This is a genomic window from Streptomyces sp. O3 (assembly GCF_054788135.1).
In genome coordinates, this window is record NZ_JBTVYK010000024.1 from 57,979 (window position 1) to 79,388 (window position 21,410).

Sequence of the window (21,410 nt, forward strand, 5' to 3'; positions counted from 1 at the left end):
TAGAGGACAAGAGATAAGGGACATACGATGACGGACCCCTATCTGATCATCTCATCCGACTGCCACGCCGGGCTCCCCACCAAGGACTACCGGCCCTATCTCGACCGCCGCTTCCACCGCGCCTTCGACGACTTCCTCGGGCGGCAGGACGCCCGCCGCGAGGAGATGACCCGGCTCGGTGTACGCAACGAGGCCTTCGCCGCCAAGTGGTTCCACGACAACGAGGAGGGCCTGCGCGGTGGCTGGGACACCGCCCAGCGCCTCAAGGAACTGGACGGCGACGGGGTGGCGGCCGAAGTCGTGTTCCCGGACGCCGACGCCGTGGACAGCCAGACCGCCGCCCCCTTCGGGGTGGGCCTCGGGCTCTCCGGCGACCAGGACCCGGAGCTGGGCATGGCGGGCGCCCAGGCGCACAACCGCTGGCTGGCCGAGTTCGTCGGCGAGCACCCCGAACGGCACTGCGGCGTGGCCCTGCTGCCCGTCACCGGCGAGATCGACCGGGTCGTGGCGGAAATCCACCGGGCCAGGGAGTCCGGCCTCGGGGCTCTCATGATCCCGTCCATGTGGGTCGACAAGGAGCCGTACCACGACCGGCGATACGAGCCCGTCTGGGCGGCGGCCGCTGAGACCGGCATGCCGCTGGTCACCCACTCCGGGGCGGCCCCGCGCCACGAGTACGGCGACCACCTGGGCATCTACGTCTCCGAGGTCACCTGGTGGCCCGCCAGGCCGCTGTGGTTCCTGCTCTGGTCCGGTGTGTTCGAGCGCCATCCGGGGCTGAGGTTCGGCGTCGCCGAGTCGGGCTGCTGGTGGCTGCCGAACCTCCTGTGGTTCATGGACCGGCTCTATCTGGGCGCCCACGGCGGCAAGAAGCTCTCACCGTTCGCCGAACTGAGGCGTCCCCCGCATGAGTACCTCGACCGGCAGCTGTTCATCTGCGCCACCAACACCAAGCGGCGCGAACTCGCCCAGCGCTACGAGATCGGGGTCGACAACATCCTCTGGGGCTCCGACTTCCCGCACCCCGAGGGCACCTGGCCCGACACGCGCGCGTGGCTGAAGAACACCTTCCACGACATCCCGGTCACCGAGACCCGCCGCATGCTCGGCCTCGCCGCGGCCGAGGTGTTCGGCTTCGACACCGAGGCCCTGGCCCCGATCGCCCGTCGGATCGGCCCCACACCCGCCGACCTCGGCCAGAGCGCCGACCAGGCGGCCGTGGAGGCGTCCTGGGCGCGCTCCCGCGAGGTCGGCCGCCACTGGCTGACCGACCACGACTTCCCGACGCTGGGGGTGTCGTCATGACCGCCCACGACCCCGTGTCCACTCACGACCCCGTGTCCACTCACGACCCCGTGTCCACTCACGACGGCGCGGACCGCTACACCGTCGTCTCGGCCGACTGCCATGCGGGCGCCGACCTCCTGGACTACAAGCCGTATCTGGAGTCCCGGCACCACGAGGCCTTCGACGCCTGGGCGGCGACCTACGTCAACCCATACGAGGACCTGCTCGCCGACACCGCCGACAAGAACTGGAACTCCGGCCGCCGCGTCGCCGAACTGGAGGCGGACGGCATCGTCGCCGAGGTCGTCTTCCCCAACACGATCCCGCCCTTCTTCCCCTCCGCCGCCCTGATGGCCCCGGCCCCGACCCGCGCGGAGTTCGACCAGCGCTGGGCCGGGCTGCGCGCCCACAACCGCTGGCTGGCGGACTTCTGCGCGGCCGTACCCGGCCGCCGCGCGGGTGTCTTCCAAGTGCTTCTGAACGACGTGGACGCAGCCGTGGCGGAGGTCCGCCGGGCCCACGCGGCGGGCCTCACCGGCGGCCTCCTGCTACCGGGTACGCCACCGGGCTCGGGCCTGCCCGAGCTGCACTCGCGGGCGTACGACCCGCTCTGGGCGGTCTGCGCCGAGCTCGGCGTCCCGGTGAACCACCACGCCGGTTCGGCGTCCCCGCCGCTCGGTGAGGAACCGGCCGCGCGCGCCGTGTTCATGGTGGAGACCACCTGGTTCTCGCACCGCGCCCTGTGGCATCTGATCTTCGGCGGGGTGTTCCGCCGCTACCCAGGCCTGCGGCTGGTCCTCACTGAGCAGGGCTCCGGCTGGATACCGGGCGTACTCGACATGCTGGACTACTACCACGGCCGCCTGGTCGCCGCGTCGGCGAAGTCCGGTACGCGGGCCGACACGGCGGAATCCAAGTTCGGCGCCGGACTCGCCGCCGCGATGGGCAAGGGCCCGAGCGAGGTCTGGGCCGACAACTGCTTCGTCGGCGCCAGCTTCATGCGCCCCCACGAGGTGCCGCTGCGCGACCGTATCGGCCTCGACAAGATCATGTGGGGCAGCGACTATCCGCACGACGAAGGCACCTACCCCTACAGCCGCGAGGGTCTCCGCGCCGCGTACGCGGGACTGCCCAGGAAGGAGGTCGCCGCCATGATCGGCGGCAACGCCGCCCGCGTCTACGGCTTCGACCTGGCCCACCTGGACCCGATCGCGGCCAGGGTCGGCCCCACGGTCGCGGAGCTGGCCGAACCGCTGAAGGAGCCCCCGGTGGATGCCGCCTCACCGGTCTTCGCACCGGGCGGGTCGGTCCGCGTGTGGTGACGCGGCAGTGGGGGCGAGGGTCGGGTAGGCGGCGCGCCATACCGGGGCGCGCACCAGACCGGCCCCCGGTGGAGCCGACAGCGGCGACTTGGCCGTCGCGCCCGCCAGCCTGGCCCACGCATCGCAGGACGCGGCCGGACATCCCTTGGCGGGGATCACCAAGAACTCAAGGCGTACCAGCGGTAATACTTGTCGGTAACCACCCCTAGCGGCGGCCTGCCGGGGCGCTTACGGTGCACCCATGCCGAACCTCCCCGATGTCGTGCTGTGGTCCATCCCCGCGTTCGTGCTGCTCACCGTGGTCGAGATGGTGAGTGTGCGGCTGCACCCGGATGACGACGCCGCCGGATACGAGACCAAGGACGCCGCGACCAGCATCACCATGGGGCTCGGCAGTCTCGTCTTCGACCTGTTGTGGAAGATACCGATCGTCGCGATCTACACCCTGGTGTACGAGCTGACCCCGCTGCGGGTGCCCGTGCTGTGGTGGACGGTCCCGCTGATGCTGCTCGCGCAGGACTTCTTCTACTACTGGTCGCACCGCGGCCACCATGTGATCCGCATCCTGTGGGCCTGCCACGTGGTGCACCACTCCAGCCGGAAGTTCAACCTCACCACCGCGCTGCGCCAGCCGTGGACCAGTCTCACGGTCTGGCCCTTCTATCTGCCGCTGATCGTCTGCGGTGTGCACCCGGCCGCGCTCGCCTTCTGCTCATCGGCGAACCTCGTCTACCAGTTCTGGATCCACACCGAGCGCATCGGCAAGCTGCCCCGCGCCTTCGAGTTCGTCTTCAACACGCCCTCGCACCACCGGGTGCACCACGCCTCACAGGGCGGCTATCTGGACCGCAACTTCGGCGGCATCCTGATCGTCTGGGACCGGATGTTCCGTTCGTTCGTGCCGGAGACGGACCGGCCGGTGTTCGGGCTCACCAAGAACATCGACACCTACAACCCGCTGCGGGTGGCCACGCATGAGTACGCCGCCATCGCGAGGGACCTCAGGGCGGCGGAGAGCTGGCGCGAGCGGGCCGGACGGGTCTTCCGCGGTCCGGGGTGGTCGCCGCGACCCGCGGACGCGTCGCCCCAGAGCGAGCGGCCCGCCGCGGCGGACGCGGTCACCAAGGGCGCCGTGTGAACCGGGAGGATCACGTCAGCCGTGCGGGCCGCCCGAGCCGCGAGCGGCGCGTGAACCGGGAGCGGCTGGCCCGCCTGTTGCTCGTGGCCTTCGCCTTCGCCGCAGTCGGGGACCTCGGTTCGCTGCTGGCCGGCGCAGACCTCGGGCACACTCTGTGCAAGCCGCTGCTGATGCCCCTGCTCGCCGGGTACACGGCCGTACGCGGCGGCCCCCGGCTGCTGGTCGCCGCGCTGCTGTTCGGCTGGGGCGGTGACGTGCTGCTGCTCCTGGACGCCGACGCGGCCTTCCTCGCCGGGATGACCTCGTTCGCCGTGGGGCACGTCTGCTACCTGGTGCTGTTCGCCCGGCACGGCACGCCACGCGCGCCTAGGCCCTGTCGTCGAACTCCCACCCTCCGGGCGGACGGCGGGAAGGTGACGGCAGGACCTAGCGTCCTGCTGGGCGCGGGGTACGGCGTGGCACTGGTCGGCACGGTGGCGCTGCTCTGGGCCGACCTGCCGTCGGAGCTGCGGGGCCCGGTCGCCGGATACAGCCTGCTGCTGACCGCGATGGCGTTCCGCTCGACGCGGGTGGGGCTGGCCGGGGGACTGGGCGGCGCGCTGTTCCTGCTCTCGGACACGCTGATCGCCACCGGCGTCGCCGAGTGGCCCCAGCTGCCCAGGCCCGACTTCTGGATCATGCTCACCTATGTCACGGCCCAACTGCTCCTGGCCTACGGGGTGCGCGCGGCCGCGGCCCGCACCGGATCAGGTCCAGGGGCGGCGGGCGTCACCACCAGATCGGCGTCGGAACGGCGGTGAGCAGGGCCGACACCACGACGGCCAGACCGAGCAGCGTCACTTCGACCCGCGCGGGCGCCGCGGCGGAGCAGGGGTCGGTCGCGTGCCGCAGCCGACGCCGGGCCAGCAGCGCCAGGACCGCGATCACGGCGACCAGGAGGAGTTTCGCCACCAGGGTGCGCCCGTACGCGGTGTCGAACACGGAGTCCAGCGGCAGCCTGCGCAGCGTCGAGCAGATGCCGGTCACCGTGATCGCGGCGAACAGCACGGCCGCTACGCGCGCGTAGCGCCCCAACAAGGCGACGGCCGCGTCCGGCCGGGTGCCGTGCCAGAGCCGCATCGTGCGCAGCACCCGGAGCAGGCCGCCCGCCCACAGCGCGGCGCAGGCCAGATGGACCAGGGTCAGCGCGCTGCCCACCAGCGGTGTGCTCTCCGGCCAGGGGTGCGCGCGCAGCGCCTCCGCCACGATCACCGCACCGAGCGGGAACAGGGCTGTGCCGGGGCGGCGCGATGTGGCGCAGAACGCGGCCGCGGCAAAGCCGTTGATCTCGATCAGGGCCAGCTGTCCGTCCCGGCTCTGGTACAGCCGGTCCATGCTGAGGTCGGCCAGGCTCTGCGGCGGTACGTTGCCGTTGGCGACGATGGCGGCCAGGGCGAGCGCGGCGAGTGCTCCCGCCCACGCGGCGGCGGCGCTCCAGCCGCGCGGCGTGTGTGACGGCGCGTCGGGGATCCGCCGGGCGAGCCAGGCCGTGGCCACCTCGCCGACCTGCACGCACAGCGCCGCGTACAGGACCGTACGGAGCGCGGTGATGAGGCCGGTGCCGGGCGCCTCGCGTTCCCCGGTGCCGTCCAGGGCGGCGGACGGGCCGAGCAGGGGCGCCAGCACGGCCGCCAGCAGGAGTACGAGGACGGCGGCGGCCCGCCCGTACGCGGCCCGGCGCGAGGCCGTCGGCCCGTCGCTCGGGGGACCGTCGTGGTGCGGTGGATCGGACGGTGACGCCGTAACGGGGGGCCGGGACATGCTCATTGGACGATCTTCGCCGCGGTGGTCTGGTCCAGCAAGCTACGACGCCCCGTTGATGCGAAAATACAACAAATTGCCTACATCGCGCCTGTATCCCGTGAACAGGGGGAGGGAAACGCGACACGGGCCGCCCCGAAGGACGGCCCGTGCCAGGTCACACGAAGAGGTGACACGTCGCAGTGACGCGTCGCGGGTGACGCGTGCGGTGACGCCGCTTTACCAGCGGACCGCCTTCAGCGCGTCGATCTTGCCGTGGCCGAAGAAGCCGTTGTAGTACTTGCCGCCCTCACAGGTGGCGTTGGTCTCACCGTCGCCGTCCGGGTCGTACTCCGTCGGGCAGGCCATCGGGCTGGCCTGGAACTTGAGCATCCACTTCAGCTGCTTGGCGGACGCCCACGGGTGCTCCGACTTCAGCAGCGCCAGCACACCGGCCGCGTGCGGGCTGGCCATCGAGGTGCCCTGCTTGTAGCCGTACTCGCCGTTGACCACGGTGGACAGGATGCCGCCGCGCCGGTCCGGGGCGTCATTGTCCGGCACACCCGGAATCTGGTAACGCATGTCGCCACCGGGAGCGGCGACATCGACCTCACCGAGGCCGTACGTCGAGTAGTACGACTTGGCGTCCTCGACGCCGGTGGCGGACACCGACATGACGGCGGGCAGCTGGGTCGGCACGTCCGGGCACTCGGACGGGTCGATCACCCGGTCGACCGGGGTGGAGTCGTTCGGGCTGCTGGAGTCCGGGAGCTCGTCGGCCGCGAGGTCGACGTTCGAGTTACCGGCCGAGCCGATGTTCACGGTGCCCTTGCGCTCGGCGTAGTTCGTGGCGCGCCTGAGCGACTCCGCGATCGCCTTCTGGTCCGGGTGGGTGGCGCAGTTGAACAGCCACGGGTCGACGTAGTAGCTGTTGTTGGTGACGTCGATGTCCTTGTCGGCGGCGAACATGAACGCGCAGACGACGGCCTCGGCGTAGAAGAAGCTGTCCTTCGGCGTGCTCACCTTGATGCCGGAGACCTTGACACCGGGCGCGACACCGGCCACGCCGATGCCGTTGCGGGGCGCGGCGATCGTCCCGGCCACGTGCGTACCGTGGTCGCTGCCGTCCGCGTACGGACGCCAGGCGCCCGGCGAGGTGTCCGGGACACCGGTCACGCAGTTCGCCGACTTGTCGGCGGCGAAGTTCGGCGCGAGGTCCGGGTGGGTGTCGTCCACGCCGGTGTCGATGACACCGACGGTCACCTTGCTGCTGCCGGGGTTGACCTTGTGCGCCTGGTCGGCCTTGATGGACCGCAGGCCCCACAGTTCGGCTTCCAGCGGCTCCTGGCCGTCCTTGGCCTCGGCGGAGATCTCGGCGACCTCGGCCTCGGTCAGCGTCTTCGTCGCGCCCACGTCGGTGGTGGCGAGCGGGACGAGCGGAGCCGTGCGGGTGGCGCCGGCCGACTGGACGCCGCGCACCGCGCGCAGTTCCGCGCCGAAGTCCGGGTTGGTCGAGTGGGCGACCGTCACACCGATCTTCTCGTGCGTGGTGACGACCGTGCCGTCAGCCTCGGCTATGGCCTTGCGTACCCGCTTCAGGGTGCCGTAATTGGCCTTCGAGTTGACCACGTACGACAGCAGCGGGCCCTCCTCCGCCTTCTCGGCGGCGGGCGCGTCCTGCGGTGCGGCGCTCGCACCGGCCGGGAGGAAGCCGAGCGACGCGGTCAGCGCCAGTCCGAGCGGCACCGCGATGAGGCGCCCTCGTCTGGAACGCAGATGAGCCATGGGGTCTCCACATCATCCGTAGACCAAGTGGTCCGGACGCACGTCGCGCCCGGACAGGTACATGATCAGTAGTCCCGGCGAAACTACCGTCGATCAGGCTCGTTGGGCAACGAGTTCCTCCATAACGAGTTGCTCAATAGAACGAAAATCGCGCGCTGTTGAACCGGTCCGCGCGCGTCGCCGTGCGGTGGGCAGGGGGACCGGCCAGCATCGGCCCCCGTCGGATCGTCGATCACCCCGCGTCGCAAGGAGACTCTGTGGCCACCGAAGCACCACCACCGCCGCCGGGAGAAGGCTCCCGCGTGGGCACCATGCCCACCACGGAGGCCTACCGGGAGGTACAGGAGAGCGCGGAGTTCGGCGAACTGCGCCGGGCGTACCGCTCCTTCGCCTTCCCGCTGACCGTCGCCTTCATCGCCTGGTACTTGCTGTACGTGCTGCTCTCGATCTACGCGGGCGACTTCATGGGCGCCAAGCTCGTCGGCAACATCAACGTCGCCCTCGTCCTCGGCGTCGCCCAGTTCGTCACCACGTTCCTCATCGCCTGGTACTACTCGCGGCACGCCGCCACCGTGCTCGACCCGAAGGGTGAGGCGATCAAGTCCCGTATGGAGGCCGACGCATGAGCCAGCACGTCCTGCTCGCGGCCTCGGAGGCGAGCGAGCACCGGCCGCTGATCATCGCCCTTTTCACGGCATTCGTCCTGGCGACCCTGGGCATCACCGTGTGGGCCGGGCGGCAGACCAAGAGCGCCGCCGACTTCTACGCGGGCGGCCGCCAGTTCACCGGCTTCCAGAACGGCCTCGCCATCTCCGGCGACTACATGTCGGCCGCGTCCTTCCTCGGCATCGCGGGCGCCATCGCGCTGTTCGGGTACGACGGCTTCCTGTACTCGATCGGTTTCCTGGTCGCCTGGCTGGTGGCGCTGCTGCTGGTCGCCGAACCGCTGCGCAACTCCGGCCGCTTCACCATGGGCGACGTACTCGCCTACCGGATGCGGCAACGGCCGGTGCGCACCGCCGCCGGCGCCTCCACCATCGTGGTGTCCATCTTCTACCTGCTCGCTCAGATGGCGGGCGCGGGCGTCCTGGTCTCACTGCTGCTCGGCATCACCAGCGACGCCGGGAAGATCGCCGTGGTCGCCCTGGTCGGCGTACTGATGATCGTGTACGTCACCATCGGCGGCATGAAGGGCACCACCTGGGTGCAGATGGTCAAGGCCGTCCTGCTCATCAGCGGCACCCTGCTGATCACTTTCCTGGTCATGCTGAAGTTCGACTTCAACGTCTCCGACCTGCTCGGCAAGGCGGCCGAGAACAGCGGCCACGGCGCCGCCTTCCTGGAACCCGGACTGAAGTACGGCCTCACCCCGACCACCCAGCTGGACTTCATCTCGCTCGCCGTCGCGCTCGTCCTGGGCACCGCGGGCCTGCCGCACATCCTGATCCGGTTCTACACCGTGCCCACCGCCAAGGCCGCCCGTAAGTCGGTCAACTGGGCCATCGGGATCATCGGCGGCTTCTATCTGATGACCATCGCCCTGGGCTTCGGCGCCGCCGCGCTGGTCGGACCCGAGACGATCACCGAGTCCAACAAGGCGGGCAACACCGCGGCGCCGCTGCTGGCCCTGCACGTCGGCGGGGTCGACTCAGCGGGTGGCGCGATCCTGCTCGCGGTGATCTCCGCGGTCGCCTTCGCCACGATCCTCGCGGTGGTCGCCGGGCTGACCCTGGCCTCCTCGTCGTCGTTCGCCCACGACATCTACGCCAACGTCATCCGCAAGGGACAGGCCACCGAGAAGGAGGAGGTCAGGGCGGCCCGCTGGGCCACCGTCCTGATCGGGATCGTGTCCATCGCGCTCGGTGCGATGGCCCGTGACCTGAACGTCGCGGGACTGGTCGCCCTGGCCTTCGCGGTCGCGGCCTCCGCCAACCTGCCGACCATCCTCTACAGCCTGTTCTGGAAGCGCTTCACCACCCGTGGCGCGCTGTGGTCGATCTACGGAGGCCTGTCCTCGTCCGTGATCCTGGTGCTCTTCTCGCCGGTGGTGTCCGGGAAGGACAGCTCGATGTTCCCAGGCGTGGACTTCCACTGGTTCCCGCTGAACAACCCCGGTCTGATCTCCATCCCGCTGGGCTTCCTGCTCGGCTGGCTCGGCACCGTGCTGTCCAAGGAGGAACCGGACACCGGCAAGTACGCGGAACTCGAGGTCCGCTCCCTCACCGGAACCGGAGCGCACTGATCCAGGGGCCTGGTGCCCGTTCAGCCCCGTTCAGCCGCGTACCCCTACTCGGCGAAACCGACTCCGCGCAGGTCACGGCCGCGTCGTAGGTCCCTACGACGCGGCCGCGCCGCTCCTTGTGGGATCGGGCACGGGGCGATGTCAGTCCCGTCACGTAGTCTCGTTCTGTACTGACACAGGGAGGGGCCGACATGCTGATCGACACATACGGCCGCGTGGCCACCGATCTGCGGGTCTCGCTGACCGACCGCTGCAATCTGCGCTGCACCTACTGCATGCCGGAAGAAGGCCTGCAATGGCTCGCCAAGCCCGATCTCCTCACCGATGACGAGATCGTCCGGCTGATCCGCATAGCCGTGACCCGGCTCGGCGTCGAAGAGGTCCGCTTCACCGGCGGCGAGCCGCTGCTGCGCCCCGGCCTGGTCGGCATCGTCGAGCGCTGCGCGGCGCTCGAACCCCGCCCCAAGATGTCCCTGACCAGCAACGGCATCGGTCTCAAGCGCACCGCGAGCGCGCTCAAGGCGGCCGGTCTCGACCGGGTCAACGTCTCCCTTGACACCCTGCGCCCCGACGTCTTCAAGACCCTCACCCGCCGCGACCGCCACCAGGACGTCCTGGACGGCATGGCGGCCGCCCGCGAGGCCGGACTCACCCCGGTCAAGGTCAACGCGGTGCTGATGCCGGGCCTCAACGACGACGAGGCCCCCGACCTGCTGGCCTGGGCGGTGGAGAACGACTACGAGCTGCGGTTCATCGAGCAGATGCCGCTGGACGCCCAGCACGGCTGGAAGCGCGACGGCATGATCACCGCGGGTGACATCCTCGCATCGCTGCGCACCCGCTTCACCCTCACCGAAGAGGGGCAGCGGGAGCGCGGCTCGGCCCCCGCCGAGCGCTGGATCGTCGACGGCGGCCCGCACCGCGTCGGGGTGATCGCCTCGGTCACCCGCCCGTTCTGCGCGGCCTGCGACCGCACCCGTCTCACCGCCGACGGCCAGGTCCGCACCTGTCTGTTCGCCACCGAGGAGACCGATCTGCGCGCCGCACTGCGCTCGGACGGACCGGCGGGCTCGGACGACGAGATCGCCCGCATATGGAAGCAGGCGATGTGGGGCAAGAAGGCGGGTTCAGGCCTGGACGACCCGACCTTCCTGCAACCGTCCCGCCCGATGTCAGCGATCGGCGGCTGACGCCTCCCAGTCCGCCAGCCGGACCACGTCCTTGAGGAAGCCGCGCACCCCCAGGAACTGCGAGAGGTGCTCGCGATGCTCAGCGCAGGCGAGCCAGGTCTTGCGCCGCTCGGGCGTGTGCACCTTCGGGTTGTTCCAGGCGAGCACCCACTCGGCATCGGCCCGGCAGCCCTTGGCGGAGCACTGCGGAGTGGCGGGGGACTCGGGGGACTCAGGGGACAGGCCAGGAAGGTTCACGCCCTCAGCCTAGACGCCGAGACGACTCCGGAGAGTAGCTGGGGGAAGGGGGTGGAGACAAGGCGACGCCGGGCAGCCACGGGGGGAGCTGCCCGGCGTCGGTCTGTCGCTCCGACGGGGGATGCGGAGCGCGTACGAAGTATGTCACGCGCGACCCTGTGCGGTGCACGGAACCGCATGATTGATCTGAGCTTTTCTTGAGCTTCGCGGGCGGGGCAGGTCAGCTCCGGTCCCTCGGCTGATCGCTCGGGCTTCCGGCGGCGGGTTCCGCCGCCGACTCGGCACCGCGCTCGGGCACCGGCGCCGCCAGCATCGGCCGCCCCGGTGCCGGGACGAAGGTGGACGGCAGCGAGGGGGCGCTCTCCCGGCCCGCGTTGGCGACCACCACGGCGATATAGGGGAGCAGCATGCCCAGTACCAGGGCGGCGACGGCCACATGGCGTTCGACGTTCCACAGCACACCGGCGAGGATCACCGAGACCGTACGGATCGACATCGAGATCACATAGCGGCGCTGCCTGCCCCGTACGTCGTCCGCGAGGCCCTGCCGCGCTCCCGTGATCCGGAAGACCTGGTCGTCACGCCGCTTCCGCATCACGCCTCCACCACCCTGCCGACTGCCGGACGCTCCCCGCTCCGGACCGAGTCCACGGTACGCCGTGGCCGCGCCGGGTTCGAGAGTGGGTGGCGCTTCGGCCCGGCGGGTCCGCCACGCCGTATCGCGTAGCGCACCGCCCGACATGCGCCGTACGCCAGGTGGGCCGACACTGGCCGTAAGTGCTCACCAAGAGCCGGACGAGGAGGCAGCCGTGGGCTGGTTGTGGGCGATCATCGTGGGACTTGTGCTGGGGTTGCTCGCCAAGGCGATCCTCCCCGGCAAGCAGCACCTGCCACTGTGGATGACCACAGTGCTCGGCATCATCGGCGGAGTCGTCGGCAACTCCCTGGCCGCGGGCTTCGGGATCGACGAGACGCCAGGGATCGACTGGGGGCGGCACGCACTGCAGCTCGCGGCCGCCGTGGTCCTCGTCTTCGCCGGGGACTACCTCTACAAGATGGTCAAGGGCAAACAGACGACCTGAGCTGGACCACGGCGTAGGGGGCTGGTCCGTGTCGCCACGGACCAGCCCCCTACACACGCTCTCGCGGCGCCCCGCCGGGTCAGCCCGCGGCGACCTCGATCGCCGCGAGGTTCTTCTTGCCCCGGCGCAGCACCAGCCAGCGCCCGTGCAGCAGGTCCGCGGCGGACGGGACCGCGTCCTCGCCGGTGACCTTGGCGTTGTTCACGTAGGCGCCGCCCTCCTTGACCGTACGGCGGGCGGCGGACTTGCTGGCCACCAGACCGACCTCGGCGAGCAGATCGACGACCGGGCCGAGCTCGGCGACACGGGCGTGCGGCACCTCGGAGAGCGCCGCGCTCAGCGTCGCCTCGTCCAGCTCGGCGAGGTCCCCCTGCCCGAACAGCGCCTTGGACGCCGCGATGACCGCCGCGCACTCCTCGGCGCCGTGCACCAGCGTGGTCAGCTCCTCGGCGAGCGCCCGCTGCGCGGCCCGCGCCTGCGGCCGCTCCTCGGTCAGCTTCTCCAGCTCCTCGATCTCCGCACGGGACTTGAAGCTGAAGATCCGCAGGAACTTCGGGATGTCCCGGTCGTCGGCGTTCAGCCAGAACTGGTAGAAGGCGTACGGCGTGGTCCGCTCGGCGTCGAGCCAGACCGTGCCGGACTCGGTCTTGCCGAACTTGGTGCCGTCCGCCTTGGTGATCAGCGGTGTCGCCAGCGCGTGCACCTGCGCCTCGGGCTCGACCCGGTGGATCAGGTCGGTGCCCGCGGTGATGTTGCCCCACTGGTCGCTGCCGCCGGTCTGCAGGGCGCAGCCGTACCGCCGGAACAGCTCCAGGTAGTCCATCCCCTGGAGGACCTGGTAGCTGAACTCGGTGTAGCTGATGCCCGCGTCGGAGTTGAGCCGCCGCGCGACCGCCTCCTTGGTGATCATCTTGTTGACCCGGAAGTACTTGCCGACGTCCCGCAGGAAGTCGACGGCCGACAGGCCCGACGTCCAGTCCAGGTTGTTGACCATGGTCGCGGCGTACGGGCCCTCGAAGTCGAGGTAGCGCTCGATCTGCCCGCGCAGCCGCTCCACCCAGCCCGCGACGACCTCGGGCGCGTTCAGCGTCCGCTCCGAGTTCGGCTTGGGGTCGCCGATCAGACCGGTGGCCCCGCCGACCAGCCCCAGCGGGCGGTTGCCCGCCTGCTGGAGCCGCCGCATGGTGAGGATCTGGACCAGGTTGCCCAGGTGCAGGCTGGGCGCGGTCGGGTCGAAGCCGCAATAGAACGTGACGGGACCGTCCGCGAACGCCTTGCGCAGTGCGTCCTCGTCAGTGGCCTGGGCGATCAGCCCACGCCACCGCAGTTCCTCGACGATGTCCGTCACGGCTCTGTGTCTCCTTGAACGAAGCGAATGGAACGATACGACTGGAACGAATCAAACGATTTAAACGAATGAAACGAAGCGTGATTCTCCCGGTCAGTCTATGGGTGTCGCACAGGTGTCAGACGCCCTGGCTGACCGAACTCATGTTGAAGTCCGGCACCCGCAGCGCCGGCATCGCCGCCCGAGTAAACCAATCACTCCATTCGCGGGGCAATGTCCTTTCCGTCCGCCCGGCCGCCACCGCCCGGCCCAGCAGATCCACCGGCGACTCGTTGAAGCGGAAGTTGTTGACCTCGCCGACCACTTCGCCGCGCTCCACCAGATAGACCCCGTCCCTGGTCAGCCCGGTCAGCAGCAGCGTCGCCGGGTCGACCTCGCGGATGTACCAGAGGCAGGTCAGCAGCAGGCCGGGCCCGTCATGCCCCGTCGCGGCCACCATCTCCTCCAGGGACCGGCCGTCGCCGCCGTCCAGGATGAGATTGTCGACCGCGGGCGCCACCGGCAGACCGGTCAGGCCCGCGCTGTGCCGGGTGGTCGGCAGCCGGGCCAGCGTGCCCTCGCGCAGCCACTCCGTCGCGGCCAGCGGCAGCCCGTTGTCGAACACGGACGCGTCGTCGCCCGACGCGTGCGCGAGCACGAACGGCGCCGACTCCAGGCCGGGCTCGTGCGGGTCGCTGCGCAGCGTCAGCGGCAGCCCGGACAGCTTCTCGCCGACCCGCGTGCCGCCGCCGGGGCTGCTGAACACCGTCCGCCCCTCGGCCGCGTCCCGCGCCGCCGACGACCAGTACTGGTAGATCAGCAGGTCGGCCACCGCGGTCGGCGGCAGCAGCGTCTCGTACCGCCCCGCGGGCAGCTCGATCCGCCGCTCGGCCCAGCCGAGCCGGGTCGCCAGCTCCGCGTCCAGCGCGGCCGGGTCCACGTCCGTGAAGTCCCGCGTGGAGCGGCCCGCCCACGCCGAGCGCTTCCGGTCGGGGGACTTGGCGTTCAGCTCCAGCGTCCCGGTCGGCTGGTCGTGGCGCAGCCGCAGGCCCGTGGACGTACCCAGATAGCTGGACACCAGACCGTGGTGCGCGAAGCCGTACAGCTCCCGGCCGCCCGCGCGTGCTCGGGCGAACGCCTCGCCCAGCGCCGGGGCGAACTCCGCGAAGACGGCCGACGAGGTCTCCGCGGGCGGGTCCGTGAAGCCGGGAGACGGCGGCGTCCCCTCGACCAGCGGCCGCGCGTCCTCGGCCGGTCCCGCGCTACGGGCGGCGGCCTCCGCGGCGCGTACCACGCCCTCCAGCTCGTCCGCGGTGACCGCCGAGCGCGACACGACGCCTGAGGCGGTGCCCTGCTGGCCGTCGACCGTGGCGATCACGGTCAGAGTGCGTCCGCGGGTCACGCCGTTGGTGGTCAGGGCGTTGCCCGCCCAGCGCAGATCAGCCGTCGACTCCTCGTCGGCGATCACCACGCACCCGTCGGCCTTGGACAGCTCGACGGCATGTTCGACGATCTCGTGCGGCTTGCTGGTACGGAGCGTCATCGCCCGGCCTCCTGCGACGTGTTCAAGATGTTGACCTGCTGGAAGAGGGCGGACGGGCACCCGTGCGAGACGGCCGCGACCTGACCCGGCTGGGCCTTGCCGCAGTTGAACGCGCCACCCAGGACATAGGTCTCGGGGCCGCCGATCGCGGCCATCGAACCCCAGAAATCGGTGGTCGTCGCCTGGTACGCGGCATCGCGCAGCTGCCCCGCGAGCCGACCGTTCTCGATCCTGAAGAAGCGCTGACCGGTGAACTGGAAGTTGTAGCGCTGCATGTCGATGGACCAGGAGCGGTCCCCGACGACATAGATGCCCCGCTCGACCCCGGAGATCAGCTCGTCCGTGGACGGTCCGTCGGGCGCGGGCCGCAGCGACACGTTCGCCATCCGCTGCACCGGCACATGTCCGGGCGAGTCGGCGTAGGCGCAGCCGTTGGAGCGGGCGAAGCCGGTGAGTCTCGCGATGCGCCGGTCCAGCTGGTAGCCGGTCAGGGTGCCGTCCGTGACCAGGTCCCAGGACTGGGCCGCGACGCCCTCGTCGTCGTACCCGATGGTCGCCAGGCCGTGCTCGGCGGTGCGGTCACCGGTCACGTTCATGATCTCGGAGCCGTACCTGAGCTTCCCGAGCTGGTCGAAGGTCGCGAAGGACGTTCCCGCGTACGCCGCCTCGTAGCCGAGCGCGCGGTCCAGCTCGGTGGCGTGGCCGATCGACTCGTGGATGGTCAGCCAGAGGTTCGACGGGTCGACGACCAGGTCGTACGCGCCCGGCTCGACACTCGGCGCGCGCATCTTCTCGGCGAGCAACTCCGGCAGCTGGGCCAGCTCCGCGTTCCAGTCCCAGACCGACCCGGTCAGATACTCCCAGCCCCGCCCGACCGGCGGCGCGATGGTGCGCATCGAGTCGAACTCGCCGCTCTCGCCGTCCACGGCGACCGCCGTCAGCTGCGGGTGCAGCCGCACCCGCTGCTGGGTGGTGACCGTGCCCGCCGTATCCGCGTAGAACTTGTTCTCGTGGACGGTCAGCAGCGAGGCGTCGGCATGGGCCACGCCGTCGGCGGCCAGCAGCCGCGAGCTCCACTCGGCCAGCAGGCCGGTCTTCTCCCCGTCCGGCACGTCGAACGGGTCGATCTCGTACGAGGACACCCAGGTACGGTCCGCGTGCACGGGCTCGTCCGCCAGTTCCACCCGCTCGTCGGACCCGGCCGCCGCGATGACCCGCGCCGACAGCTTCGCCATCTCCACGGCCTGGCCGGCCACGCGCGCGGCCGCGTCCATCGTCAGGTCGACCCCGGACGCGAACCCCCAGCTGCCGCCGTGCACCACCCGCACGGCATACCCCAGATCGGTGGTGTCCGACGAACCCGCCGGTCTGGCGTCACGCAGCCGCCAGGCCGCGCTGCGCACCCGCTCGAAGCGGAAGTCCGCGTGCTCGGCGCCCAGGGCACGGGCCCTGGCGAGCGCGGCGTCGGCCAGCGCCCGCAGCGGCAGCGCGAGGAACGACGCGTCGATGGAATGAGGCACGGATGCCTCCCCTTTCTGTAGGGACCCCACAGGGACTGTTGTGAGCCACTGTCGGTGGGCGATTCTCCGTATCCCGGACGGTACCGATAGTTTGAGGCGCACCAGACCGCTATCGAAAGGGTGATCCGTTGAGCCGCTCGGTTCTCGTCACCGGAGGCAACCGGGGCATCGGCCTCGCCATCGCGCGGGCCTTCGCCGACGCAGGCGACAAGGTCGCGATCACATACCGCTCGGGCGAACCCCCGGCGGGCTTCCTCGGCGTCAAGTGCGACATCACCGACGCCGAGCAGGTGGAGCAGGCCTACAAGGAGATCGAGGAGAAGCACGGCCCGGTCGAGGTGCTGGTGGCCAACGCGGGCGTCACCAAGGACCAGCTCCTGATGCGGATGACCGAGGACGACTTCACCTCCGTCCTGGACACCAACCTCACCGGCGCCTTCCGGGTGGTCAAGCGCGCCAACCGCGGCATGCTGCGCGCCCGCAAGGGCCGCGTCGTCCTGATCTCCTCGGTGGTGGGTCTGCTCGGCTCGGCCGGGCAGGCGAACTACGCCGCGTCCAAGGCCGGTCTGGTCGGCTTCGCGCGCTCGCTGGCTCGGGAGCTCGGCTCGCGCAACCTCACCTTCAACGTCGTCGCGCCCGGCTTCGTGGACACCGACATGACCCAGGCGCTCAGCGACGAGCAGCGTGCGGACATCGTCTCGCAGGTGCCCCTGGGCCGTTACGCGCAGCCCGAGGAGATCGCCGCCACGGTGCGTTTCCTCGCGTCCGATGACGCCTCGTACATCACTGGAGCCGTCATCCCGGTTGACGGCGGATTGGGCATGGGTCACTGATCTCATGAGCGGAATCCTCGACGGCAAGCGCATCCTCATCACGGGTGTGCTGATGGAGTCGTCCATCGCCTTCCACGCCGCCAAGCTGGCGCAGGAGCAGGGCGCGGAGATCATCCTGACCGCGTTCCCGCGGCCCACGCTGACCGAGCGGATCGCCAAGAAGCTGCCCAAGCCCGCCAAGGTCGTCGAGCTGGACGTCAGCAACGACGAGCACCTGGCCAGGCTCGAGGACGTGGTGCGCGAGGAGCTCGGCGGCCTGGACGGCCTGCTGCACTCCATCGGCTTCGCCCCGCAGGACGCGCTCGGCGGCAACTTCCTCAACACGCCCTTCGAGTCGGTCGCCACGGCAATGCACGTCTCGGCGTTCTCGCTGAAGTCGCTGACGATGGCCTGCCTGCCGCTGATGCAGGAGGGCGGCTCGGTGGTCGGGATGACCTTCGACGCGCAGTTCGCGTGGCCGCAGTACGACTGGATGGGCCCGACCAAGGCCGCCCTGGAGGCCACCAACCGGTACATGGCCCGCGACCTGGGCAAGCAGAACATCCGCTGCAACCTGGTCTCGGCCGGTCCGCTCGGCTCGATGGCCGCCAAGTCCATTCCGGGCTTCTCGGAGCTGGCCGCCGTCTGGGACGAGCGCGCGCCGCTTGAGTGGGACCTGACCGACCCCGAGCCCGCCGGCCGCGCGGTGGTCGCCCTGCTCTCGGACTGGTTCCCGAAGACCACCGGCGAGATCATCCACGTCGACGGCGGCCTGCACGCCGTGGGCGCCTGAGGCCCGACGGCCTTACGACGCCGATGCCCCGTTTCCCCGCAGCGCGCGGGGGAGCGGGGCATCACCCGTTCGGCCCACCGGTCGGGCGCCCCGGCCGCGTACCGCACAAGCTGAAGGCGGAGTCTCCCCCTCGCGTCCCCCGCGAGCGCGAGCCTCTCTCGCGTCCCCCTTGTGGTGCAGCCGCGGCGGCGTTCACCGCCTTGCCGCAGTACGGCCGAGGAGGTACCGCCTGTGCGCAGAACACGCCCCGTCCGCCCCGTCCGCCCGGTGCGCCCGGTGCGCGCCTGGTACGCGGCACTCTGCGGGCTCGCCCTGATGCTCGCCCTGCCAGCCGACGCCGCGTCCCAGCCGAATCCCGGTCAATCCGGTCAACCCGGTGAGCTCCCGCCGTTCGGCGCGACCTGCCGGACCGAGGTCGACGGCTCCGACGCGGTCGCGTACTGCCACAACCCCTATCCGGAGACCGACCGCGTCCGGCTGCACATCGAGTGCGCGCGCTGGTGGGACATCGACACCGACGGGCGGCCGGTCGCCGTGCGGCCGGCGACGACCGTACGGCTGGCCGGGCGCTGCTGGAAGGAGGTCGACGCGGTGTGGGTCAGCCACGGCCGGTCCTGAGGTTCTGACCCCGGTGCTCGTCGAACAGTTCGGGACGGCACAGAAATGGATATCCGGCCGCCTCATCGGCCGCCGCGTCGGCGTCCCCCGCGCGGATCGCGGCCACCAGCCGCGCGTGGTCCATGTGCCGCTCCGGGCGCAGCTCTTCGCCCACGTCGTCGCGCAGCCACGCGCGCAGGACGTCGCCCAGGTCGGCGTAGAGCGCGGTCAGCACGTCATTGTGGCTCGCGGCCACCACGGCGAGGTGGAACGTCGAGTCGGCGTCGACGAAGGCCTCCCGCTCACCCGCCGACCAGGCCGCCTCGCGCCGCTCAAGGAGCGCGTCGAGCTGCTTCAGGTCGCGTTCGGTCCGGCGCGACGCGGCCAGCTTCGCCGCCGTGGACTCCAGCGTGGAGCGCAGCTCCGCGACATGGGCCGGATCGGCGTCGGCGAACCGGCGGTGCATCACACCGGCCAGCTCGCTGGTCGCCACCACGAAGGTGCCGGACCCTTGCCGGATGTCGAGCAGGCCGTTGTGCGCGAGCGCGCGCACGGCCTCACGGACGGTGTTACGGGCCACCCCGAGCCGTTCGACGAGCTCGGGTTCGGTCGGGATGCGTGAGCCGACCGGCCACTCACCCGAGGTGATCTGGTTCCGCAGCTCCGCGATGACCTGGTCGGCGAGCGCGGAGCGCCGGGGAGACGTCAGCGGCATGGGGTTCCCTCACTAGAGTGGACAATCAATCATCCCATGATTCTATGATGGCTCCCATGGCAGCACGCGAGGAAACCCCGACGGCGACGACCACCACGTCCTCCACGTCCTCCACGTCTTCTGCGTCTTCTGTGTCTGTCGCGTCTTCCGTGCCCTCGGAGCGTGCCGCCGTGTCCGCTCCGTCGCCGTGGCTGCTCCGGCTGGTCGTCGTCGGCGTCGTGCTCGCCGCGCTCAACCTGCGTCCCGCCATCACCAGCCTCGGCGCTCTCCTCGCCGACGTCAGGACCGGCATCGGGATGAGCGGCAGCACGGCGGGGCTGCTCACTTCCGTACCGCCCCTGTGCTTCGCGATCTTCGGGGTGATGGCGCCGCGGCTCGCGCGCCGCTGGGGCCCGGCGGCCGTGATCTGCGCCGGGATGGCCGCGATCGCCACCGGGCTGCTGGTCCGCCCGCTCCTGGGGAACGCCGCCGGATTCCTGGCGGCCAGCGCGGTGGCGCTGATGGGCATCGCCCTCAGCAACGTCCTGCTGCCCGCGGTGATCAAGCGTTGGTTCCCCGACCGGATCGGCCCGATGACCGGTCTGTACTCGATGGCCCTCTCGCTCGGCACCGCCCTCGCGGCCGCCGCCACCGTACCGGTGACCCAGGCGCTGGGCGGTTCCTGGCGGTCGGGGCTCGCGGTCTGGGCGGCGCTCGCCGTGGTCGCCGTACTGGCCTGGATTCCGCTGGTACGGGACCGGGCCCAGGCCCGCGCCAAGGCCCCCGCCGCGGCCCAGGCCCAGGCCCAGGATCAGGACCAGGCCGGGAACGTCCGGGTCACCCGCAGCAGGACCGCGTGGGCGCTCGCGGCGTTCTTCGGGCTCCAGGCCACATCCGCGTACATCGTGATGGGCTGGCTGCCGCAGATCTACCGCGACGCGGACGTGCCCGCGGACACGGCCGGAGTGCTGCTCGCCGTCACCATGGGCCTAGGCGTCCCGCTCTCCTTCGTCCTGCCGAACGTCGCCGCGCGGCTGACGAACCAGGCGCCGCTCGCCGTGGCACTCGGGCTGTGCGGCCTGGTCTCCTACGCGGGGCTCTATTTCGCCCCGGCCGCCGGAGCCTGGGTCTGGACGATCCTGCTGGGCGTGTCCATGTGTACGTTCCCGCTGGTCCTCACCCTGATCGGGATGCGTGCGCGCACCGGCGCCGGAGTGGTGCGGCTGTCGGCGTTCGTGCAGAGCACCGGCTATCTGATCTCGATTCCGGGGCCGCTGGTCGTGGGTGTGCTCTACCAGCACGACGGAGGCTGGGAGGTGCCGCTGCTGTTCATGGCGGGGCTGATGACAGCGCAGATCGCGCTCGGCTTCGTCGCGGGCCGGGGCCGTGTGATCGAGGACGAGTGCCAGGGGTGACCCCGGCGGCCGTGTCCGGGCGAAAGGGTGCGAGACTGACCTTATGCCTGTGCTCGACCCGAATCCCCAGAACGGCCAGAAGAAGTTCCTGATCGTGCTGGGCGCGATGCTGGCCATCACCGTGGTGATCGGCGTCATCGCGTCGATCGCCTCGCCCTGATGCCGCAGAGGCCTCTGTTGCTCCTGGTGCCTTGACGTCCTGCCGCCTGCTGCTCTGACGTCCTGTCATCCGCTCATTCCGCGTTGAGGGGGGCCGATGGTGGGGCTAGCCCCCCATCCCCTAGGGGGCCAGGGTCAGGGTCAAGTGGGTGGGACACCGGATGGGCCGGGCCCCGCGCATTCCGTAAGTTCGAGATGTGCCGCGAAGACGCGGCGCCATGACGGACTCGAAGACTCGCGGAGGCGACATGTCGGCCCCGACGCACACCCGGCCGGTCCCCCAGCCCCGTGACGGCCAGACCCGTGGCGGCGTCGAGGCCAGGCTGCCGTGGTGGGCCGTCGTGCTGCCGACCATAGCCTTCGCCGCGCTGCTGGCCTTGGTCCTGCACCCGGTCGACGCGCGTGCGGCGAGCGCCGAGCCCGCACTCGGCCAGCTCCTGGAGCATGTCCAGACGGTACTCAGCCCGGCGCCGTGAGCCGCCTGTCAC

The 21,410-nt window shown here is 70.7% G+C and carries 22 protein-coding genes; 14 read left to right on the forward strand and 8 right to left on the reverse strand.

Annotated features, from left to right (window positions below):
• The first annotated feature begins 27 nt into the window (after positions 1–27).
• From ACX6XY_RS14320 to ACX6XY_RS14335, 4 genes are all read left to right on the forward strand, one after another.
• On the forward strand, positions 28–1,305 hold the full coding sequence (locus ACX6XY_RS14320; RefSeq protein ID WP_460330072.1) for an amidohydrolase family protein: 1,278 nt from the start codon (positions 28–30) through the stop codon (positions 1,303–1,305).
• Positions 1,302–2,609, forward strand: coding sequence for an amidohydrolase family protein (locus tag ACX6XY_RS14325; protein ID WP_460330074.1), 1,308 nt, complete (start codon positions 1,302–1,304; stop codon positions 2,607–2,609). Before ACX6XY_RS14320 ends, ACX6XY_RS14325 begins: the two co-directional genes overlap by 4 nt.
• A gap of 241 nt (positions 2,610–2,850) precedes the next feature.
• Positions 2,851–3,747: a sterol desaturase family protein gene (locus ACX6XY_RS14330; protein WP_460330076.1), complete on the forward strand. Its 897-nt coding sequence runs from the start codon at positions 2,851–2,853 to the stop codon at positions 3,745–3,747.
• Between the two features lie 65 nt (positions 3,748–3,812).
• Positions 3,813–4,547 (forward strand): lysoplasmalogenase, encoded by a 735-nt coding sequence (locus tag ACX6XY_RS14335; protein WP_460330146.1) that lies wholly within the window; start codon positions 3,813–3,815, stop codon positions 4,545–4,547.
• Here ACX6XY_RS14335 and ACX6XY_RS14340 read toward each other — a convergent pair.
• Positions 4,516–5,553, reverse strand: coding sequence for a CopD family protein (locus ACX6XY_RS14340; RefSeq protein WP_460330078.1), 1,038 nt, complete (start codon positions 5,551–5,553; stop codon positions 4,516–4,518). The two genes, ACX6XY_RS14335 and ACX6XY_RS14340, sit on opposite strands and share 32 nt — an antisense overlap.
• A gap of 213 nt (positions 5,554–5,766) precedes the next feature.
• Positions 5,767–7,311, reverse strand: coding sequence for a S8 family peptidase (locus tag ACX6XY_RS14345; protein ID WP_460330080.1), 1,545 nt, complete (start codon positions 7,309–7,311; stop codon positions 5,767–5,769).
• Positions 7,312–7,568: 257 nt separating this feature from the next.
• Here ACX6XY_RS14345 and ACX6XY_RS14350 point away from each other — a divergent pair, with 257 nt between their 5' ends.
• The 3 genes from ACX6XY_RS14350 to moaA all read left to right on the forward strand — a co-directional run bounded on the left by ACX6XY_RS14350 (position 7,569) and on the right by moaA (position 10,743).
• Positions 7,569–7,937 carry a DUF485 domain-containing protein gene (locus ACX6XY_RS14350; protein WP_460330082.1) on the forward strand — a complete coding sequence of 123 codons (369 nt, stop codon included), beginning with the start codon at positions 7,569–7,571 and terminating at the stop codon, positions 7,935–7,937.
• Complete coding sequence (locus ACX6XY_RS14355; RefSeq protein ID WP_460330084.1) at positions 7,934–9,553, forward strand: solute symporter family protein; 1,620 nt, start codon at positions 7,934–7,936, stop codon at positions 9,551–9,553. The genes ACX6XY_RS14350 and ACX6XY_RS14355 overlap by 4 nt, the downstream gene beginning before the upstream one ends.
• Before the next feature lie 191 nt (positions 9,554–9,744).
• A complete protein-coding gene (gene moaA, locus ACX6XY_RS14360; RefSeq protein WP_460330086.1) occupies positions 9,745–10,743 on the forward strand; it encodes a GTP 3',8-cyclase MoaA in 999 nt (332 codons plus the stop codon).
• Here the strand turns inward: moaA and ACX6XY_RS14365 are convergent.
• Both ACX6XY_RS14365 and ACX6XY_RS14370 read right to left on the reverse strand, forming a co-directional pair.
• Positions 10,726–10,980, reverse strand: coding sequence for a hypothetical protein (locus tag ACX6XY_RS14365; RefSeq protein ID WP_460330088.1), 255 nt, complete (start codon positions 10,978–10,980; stop codon positions 10,726–10,728). The two genes, moaA and ACX6XY_RS14365, sit on opposite strands and share 18 nt — an antisense overlap.
• 220 nt (positions 10,981–11,200) lie before the next feature.
• A complete protein-coding gene (locus tag ACX6XY_RS14370; RefSeq protein ID WP_460330090.1) occupies positions 11,201–11,575 on the reverse strand; it encodes a DUF3099 domain-containing protein in 375 nt (124 codons plus the stop codon).
• A 214-nt stretch (positions 11,576–11,789) separates the two neighbouring features.
• Here ACX6XY_RS14370 and ACX6XY_RS14375 point away from each other — a divergent pair, with 214 nt between their 5' ends.
• Complete coding sequence (locus tag ACX6XY_RS14375; RefSeq protein WP_460330092.1) at positions 11,790–12,062, forward strand: GlsB/YeaQ/YmgE family stress response membrane protein; 273 nt, start codon at positions 11,790–11,792, stop codon at positions 12,060–12,062.
• A 79-nt stretch (positions 12,063–12,141) separates the two neighbouring features.
• Here ACX6XY_RS14375 and tyrS read toward each other — a convergent pair whose 3' ends face one another.
• The 3 genes from tyrS to ACX6XY_RS14390 form a co-directional block, all read right to left on the reverse strand.
• A complete protein-coding gene (tyrS, locus tag ACX6XY_RS14380) occupies positions 12,142–13,410 on the reverse strand; it encodes a tyrosine--tRNA ligase (protein ID WP_460330094.1) in 1,269 nt (422 codons plus the stop codon).
• Positions 13,411–13,528: 118 nt separating this feature from the next.
• Positions 13,529–14,932, reverse strand: a complete 1,404-nt coding sequence (locus ACX6XY_RS14385; protein ID WP_460330096.1) for a metallopeptidase TldD-related protein — start codon at positions 14,930–14,932, stop codon at positions 13,529–13,531.
• Positions 14,929–16,452: a TldD/PmbA family protein gene (locus tag ACX6XY_RS14390; RefSeq protein ID WP_460330098.1), complete on the reverse strand. Its 1,524-nt coding sequence runs from the start codon at positions 16,450–16,452 to the stop codon at positions 14,929–14,931. Before ACX6XY_RS14390 ends, ACX6XY_RS14385 begins: the two co-directional genes overlap by 4 nt.
• A gap of 128 nt (positions 16,453–16,580) precedes the next feature.
• On the opposite strand from ACX6XY_RS14390, the gene fabG reads away from it, so the two are divergent.
• From fabG to ACX6XY_RS14405, 3 genes are all read left to right on the forward strand, one after another.
• Positions 16,581–17,285 (forward strand): 3-oxoacyl-[acyl-carrier-protein] reductase, encoded by a 705-nt coding sequence (gene fabG, locus ACX6XY_RS14395; protein WP_460330100.1) that lies wholly within the window; start codon positions 16,581–16,583, stop codon positions 17,283–17,285.
• Positions 17,286–17,289: 4 nt separating this feature from the next.
• The gene (gene fabI, locus ACX6XY_RS14400) at positions 17,290–18,057 is read left to right on the forward strand and encodes an enoyl-ACP reductase FabI (RefSeq protein ID WP_460330102.1); all 768 of its coding nucleotides are present in this window, start codon (positions 17,290–17,292) and stop codon (positions 18,055–18,057) included.
• Between the two features lie 267 nt (positions 18,058–18,324).
• A complete protein-coding gene (locus ACX6XY_RS14405; RefSeq protein ID WP_460330148.1) occupies positions 18,325–18,675 on the forward strand; it encodes a hypothetical protein in 351 nt (116 codons plus the stop codon).
• Here ACX6XY_RS14405 and ACX6XY_RS14410 read toward each other — a convergent pair.
• Positions 18,656–19,369, reverse strand: coding sequence for a FadR/GntR family transcriptional regulator (locus tag ACX6XY_RS14410; protein ID WP_460330104.1), 714 nt, complete (start codon positions 19,367–19,369; stop codon positions 18,656–18,658). The two genes, ACX6XY_RS14405 and ACX6XY_RS14410, sit on opposite strands and share 20 nt — an antisense overlap.
• Positions 19,370–19,425: 56 nt before the next feature.
• Here ACX6XY_RS14410 and ACX6XY_RS14415 point away from each other — a divergent pair, with 56 nt between their 5' ends.
• From ACX6XY_RS14415 to ACX6XY_RS14425, 3 genes are all read left to right on the forward strand, one after another.
• On the forward strand, positions 19,426–20,763 hold the full coding sequence (locus ACX6XY_RS14415; protein ID WP_460330106.1) for a CynX/NimT family MFS transporter: 1,338 nt from the start codon (positions 19,426–19,428) through the stop codon (positions 20,761–20,763).
• Between the two features lie 43 nt (positions 20,764–20,806).
• The gene (locus ACX6XY_RS14420) at positions 20,807–20,923 is read left to right on the forward strand and encodes an SGM_5486 family transporter-associated protein (RefSeq protein WP_460330108.1); all 117 of its coding nucleotides are present in this window, start codon (positions 20,807–20,809) and stop codon (positions 20,921–20,923) included.
• 247 nt (positions 20,924–21,170) lie between these two features.
• Positions 21,171–21,398 carry a hypothetical protein gene (locus tag ACX6XY_RS14425; protein ID WP_460330110.1) on the forward strand — a complete coding sequence of 76 codons (228 nt, stop codon included), beginning with the start codon at positions 21,171–21,173 and terminating at the stop codon, positions 21,396–21,398.
• The last annotated feature ends 12 nt before the right edge of the window (positions 21,399–21,410 follow it).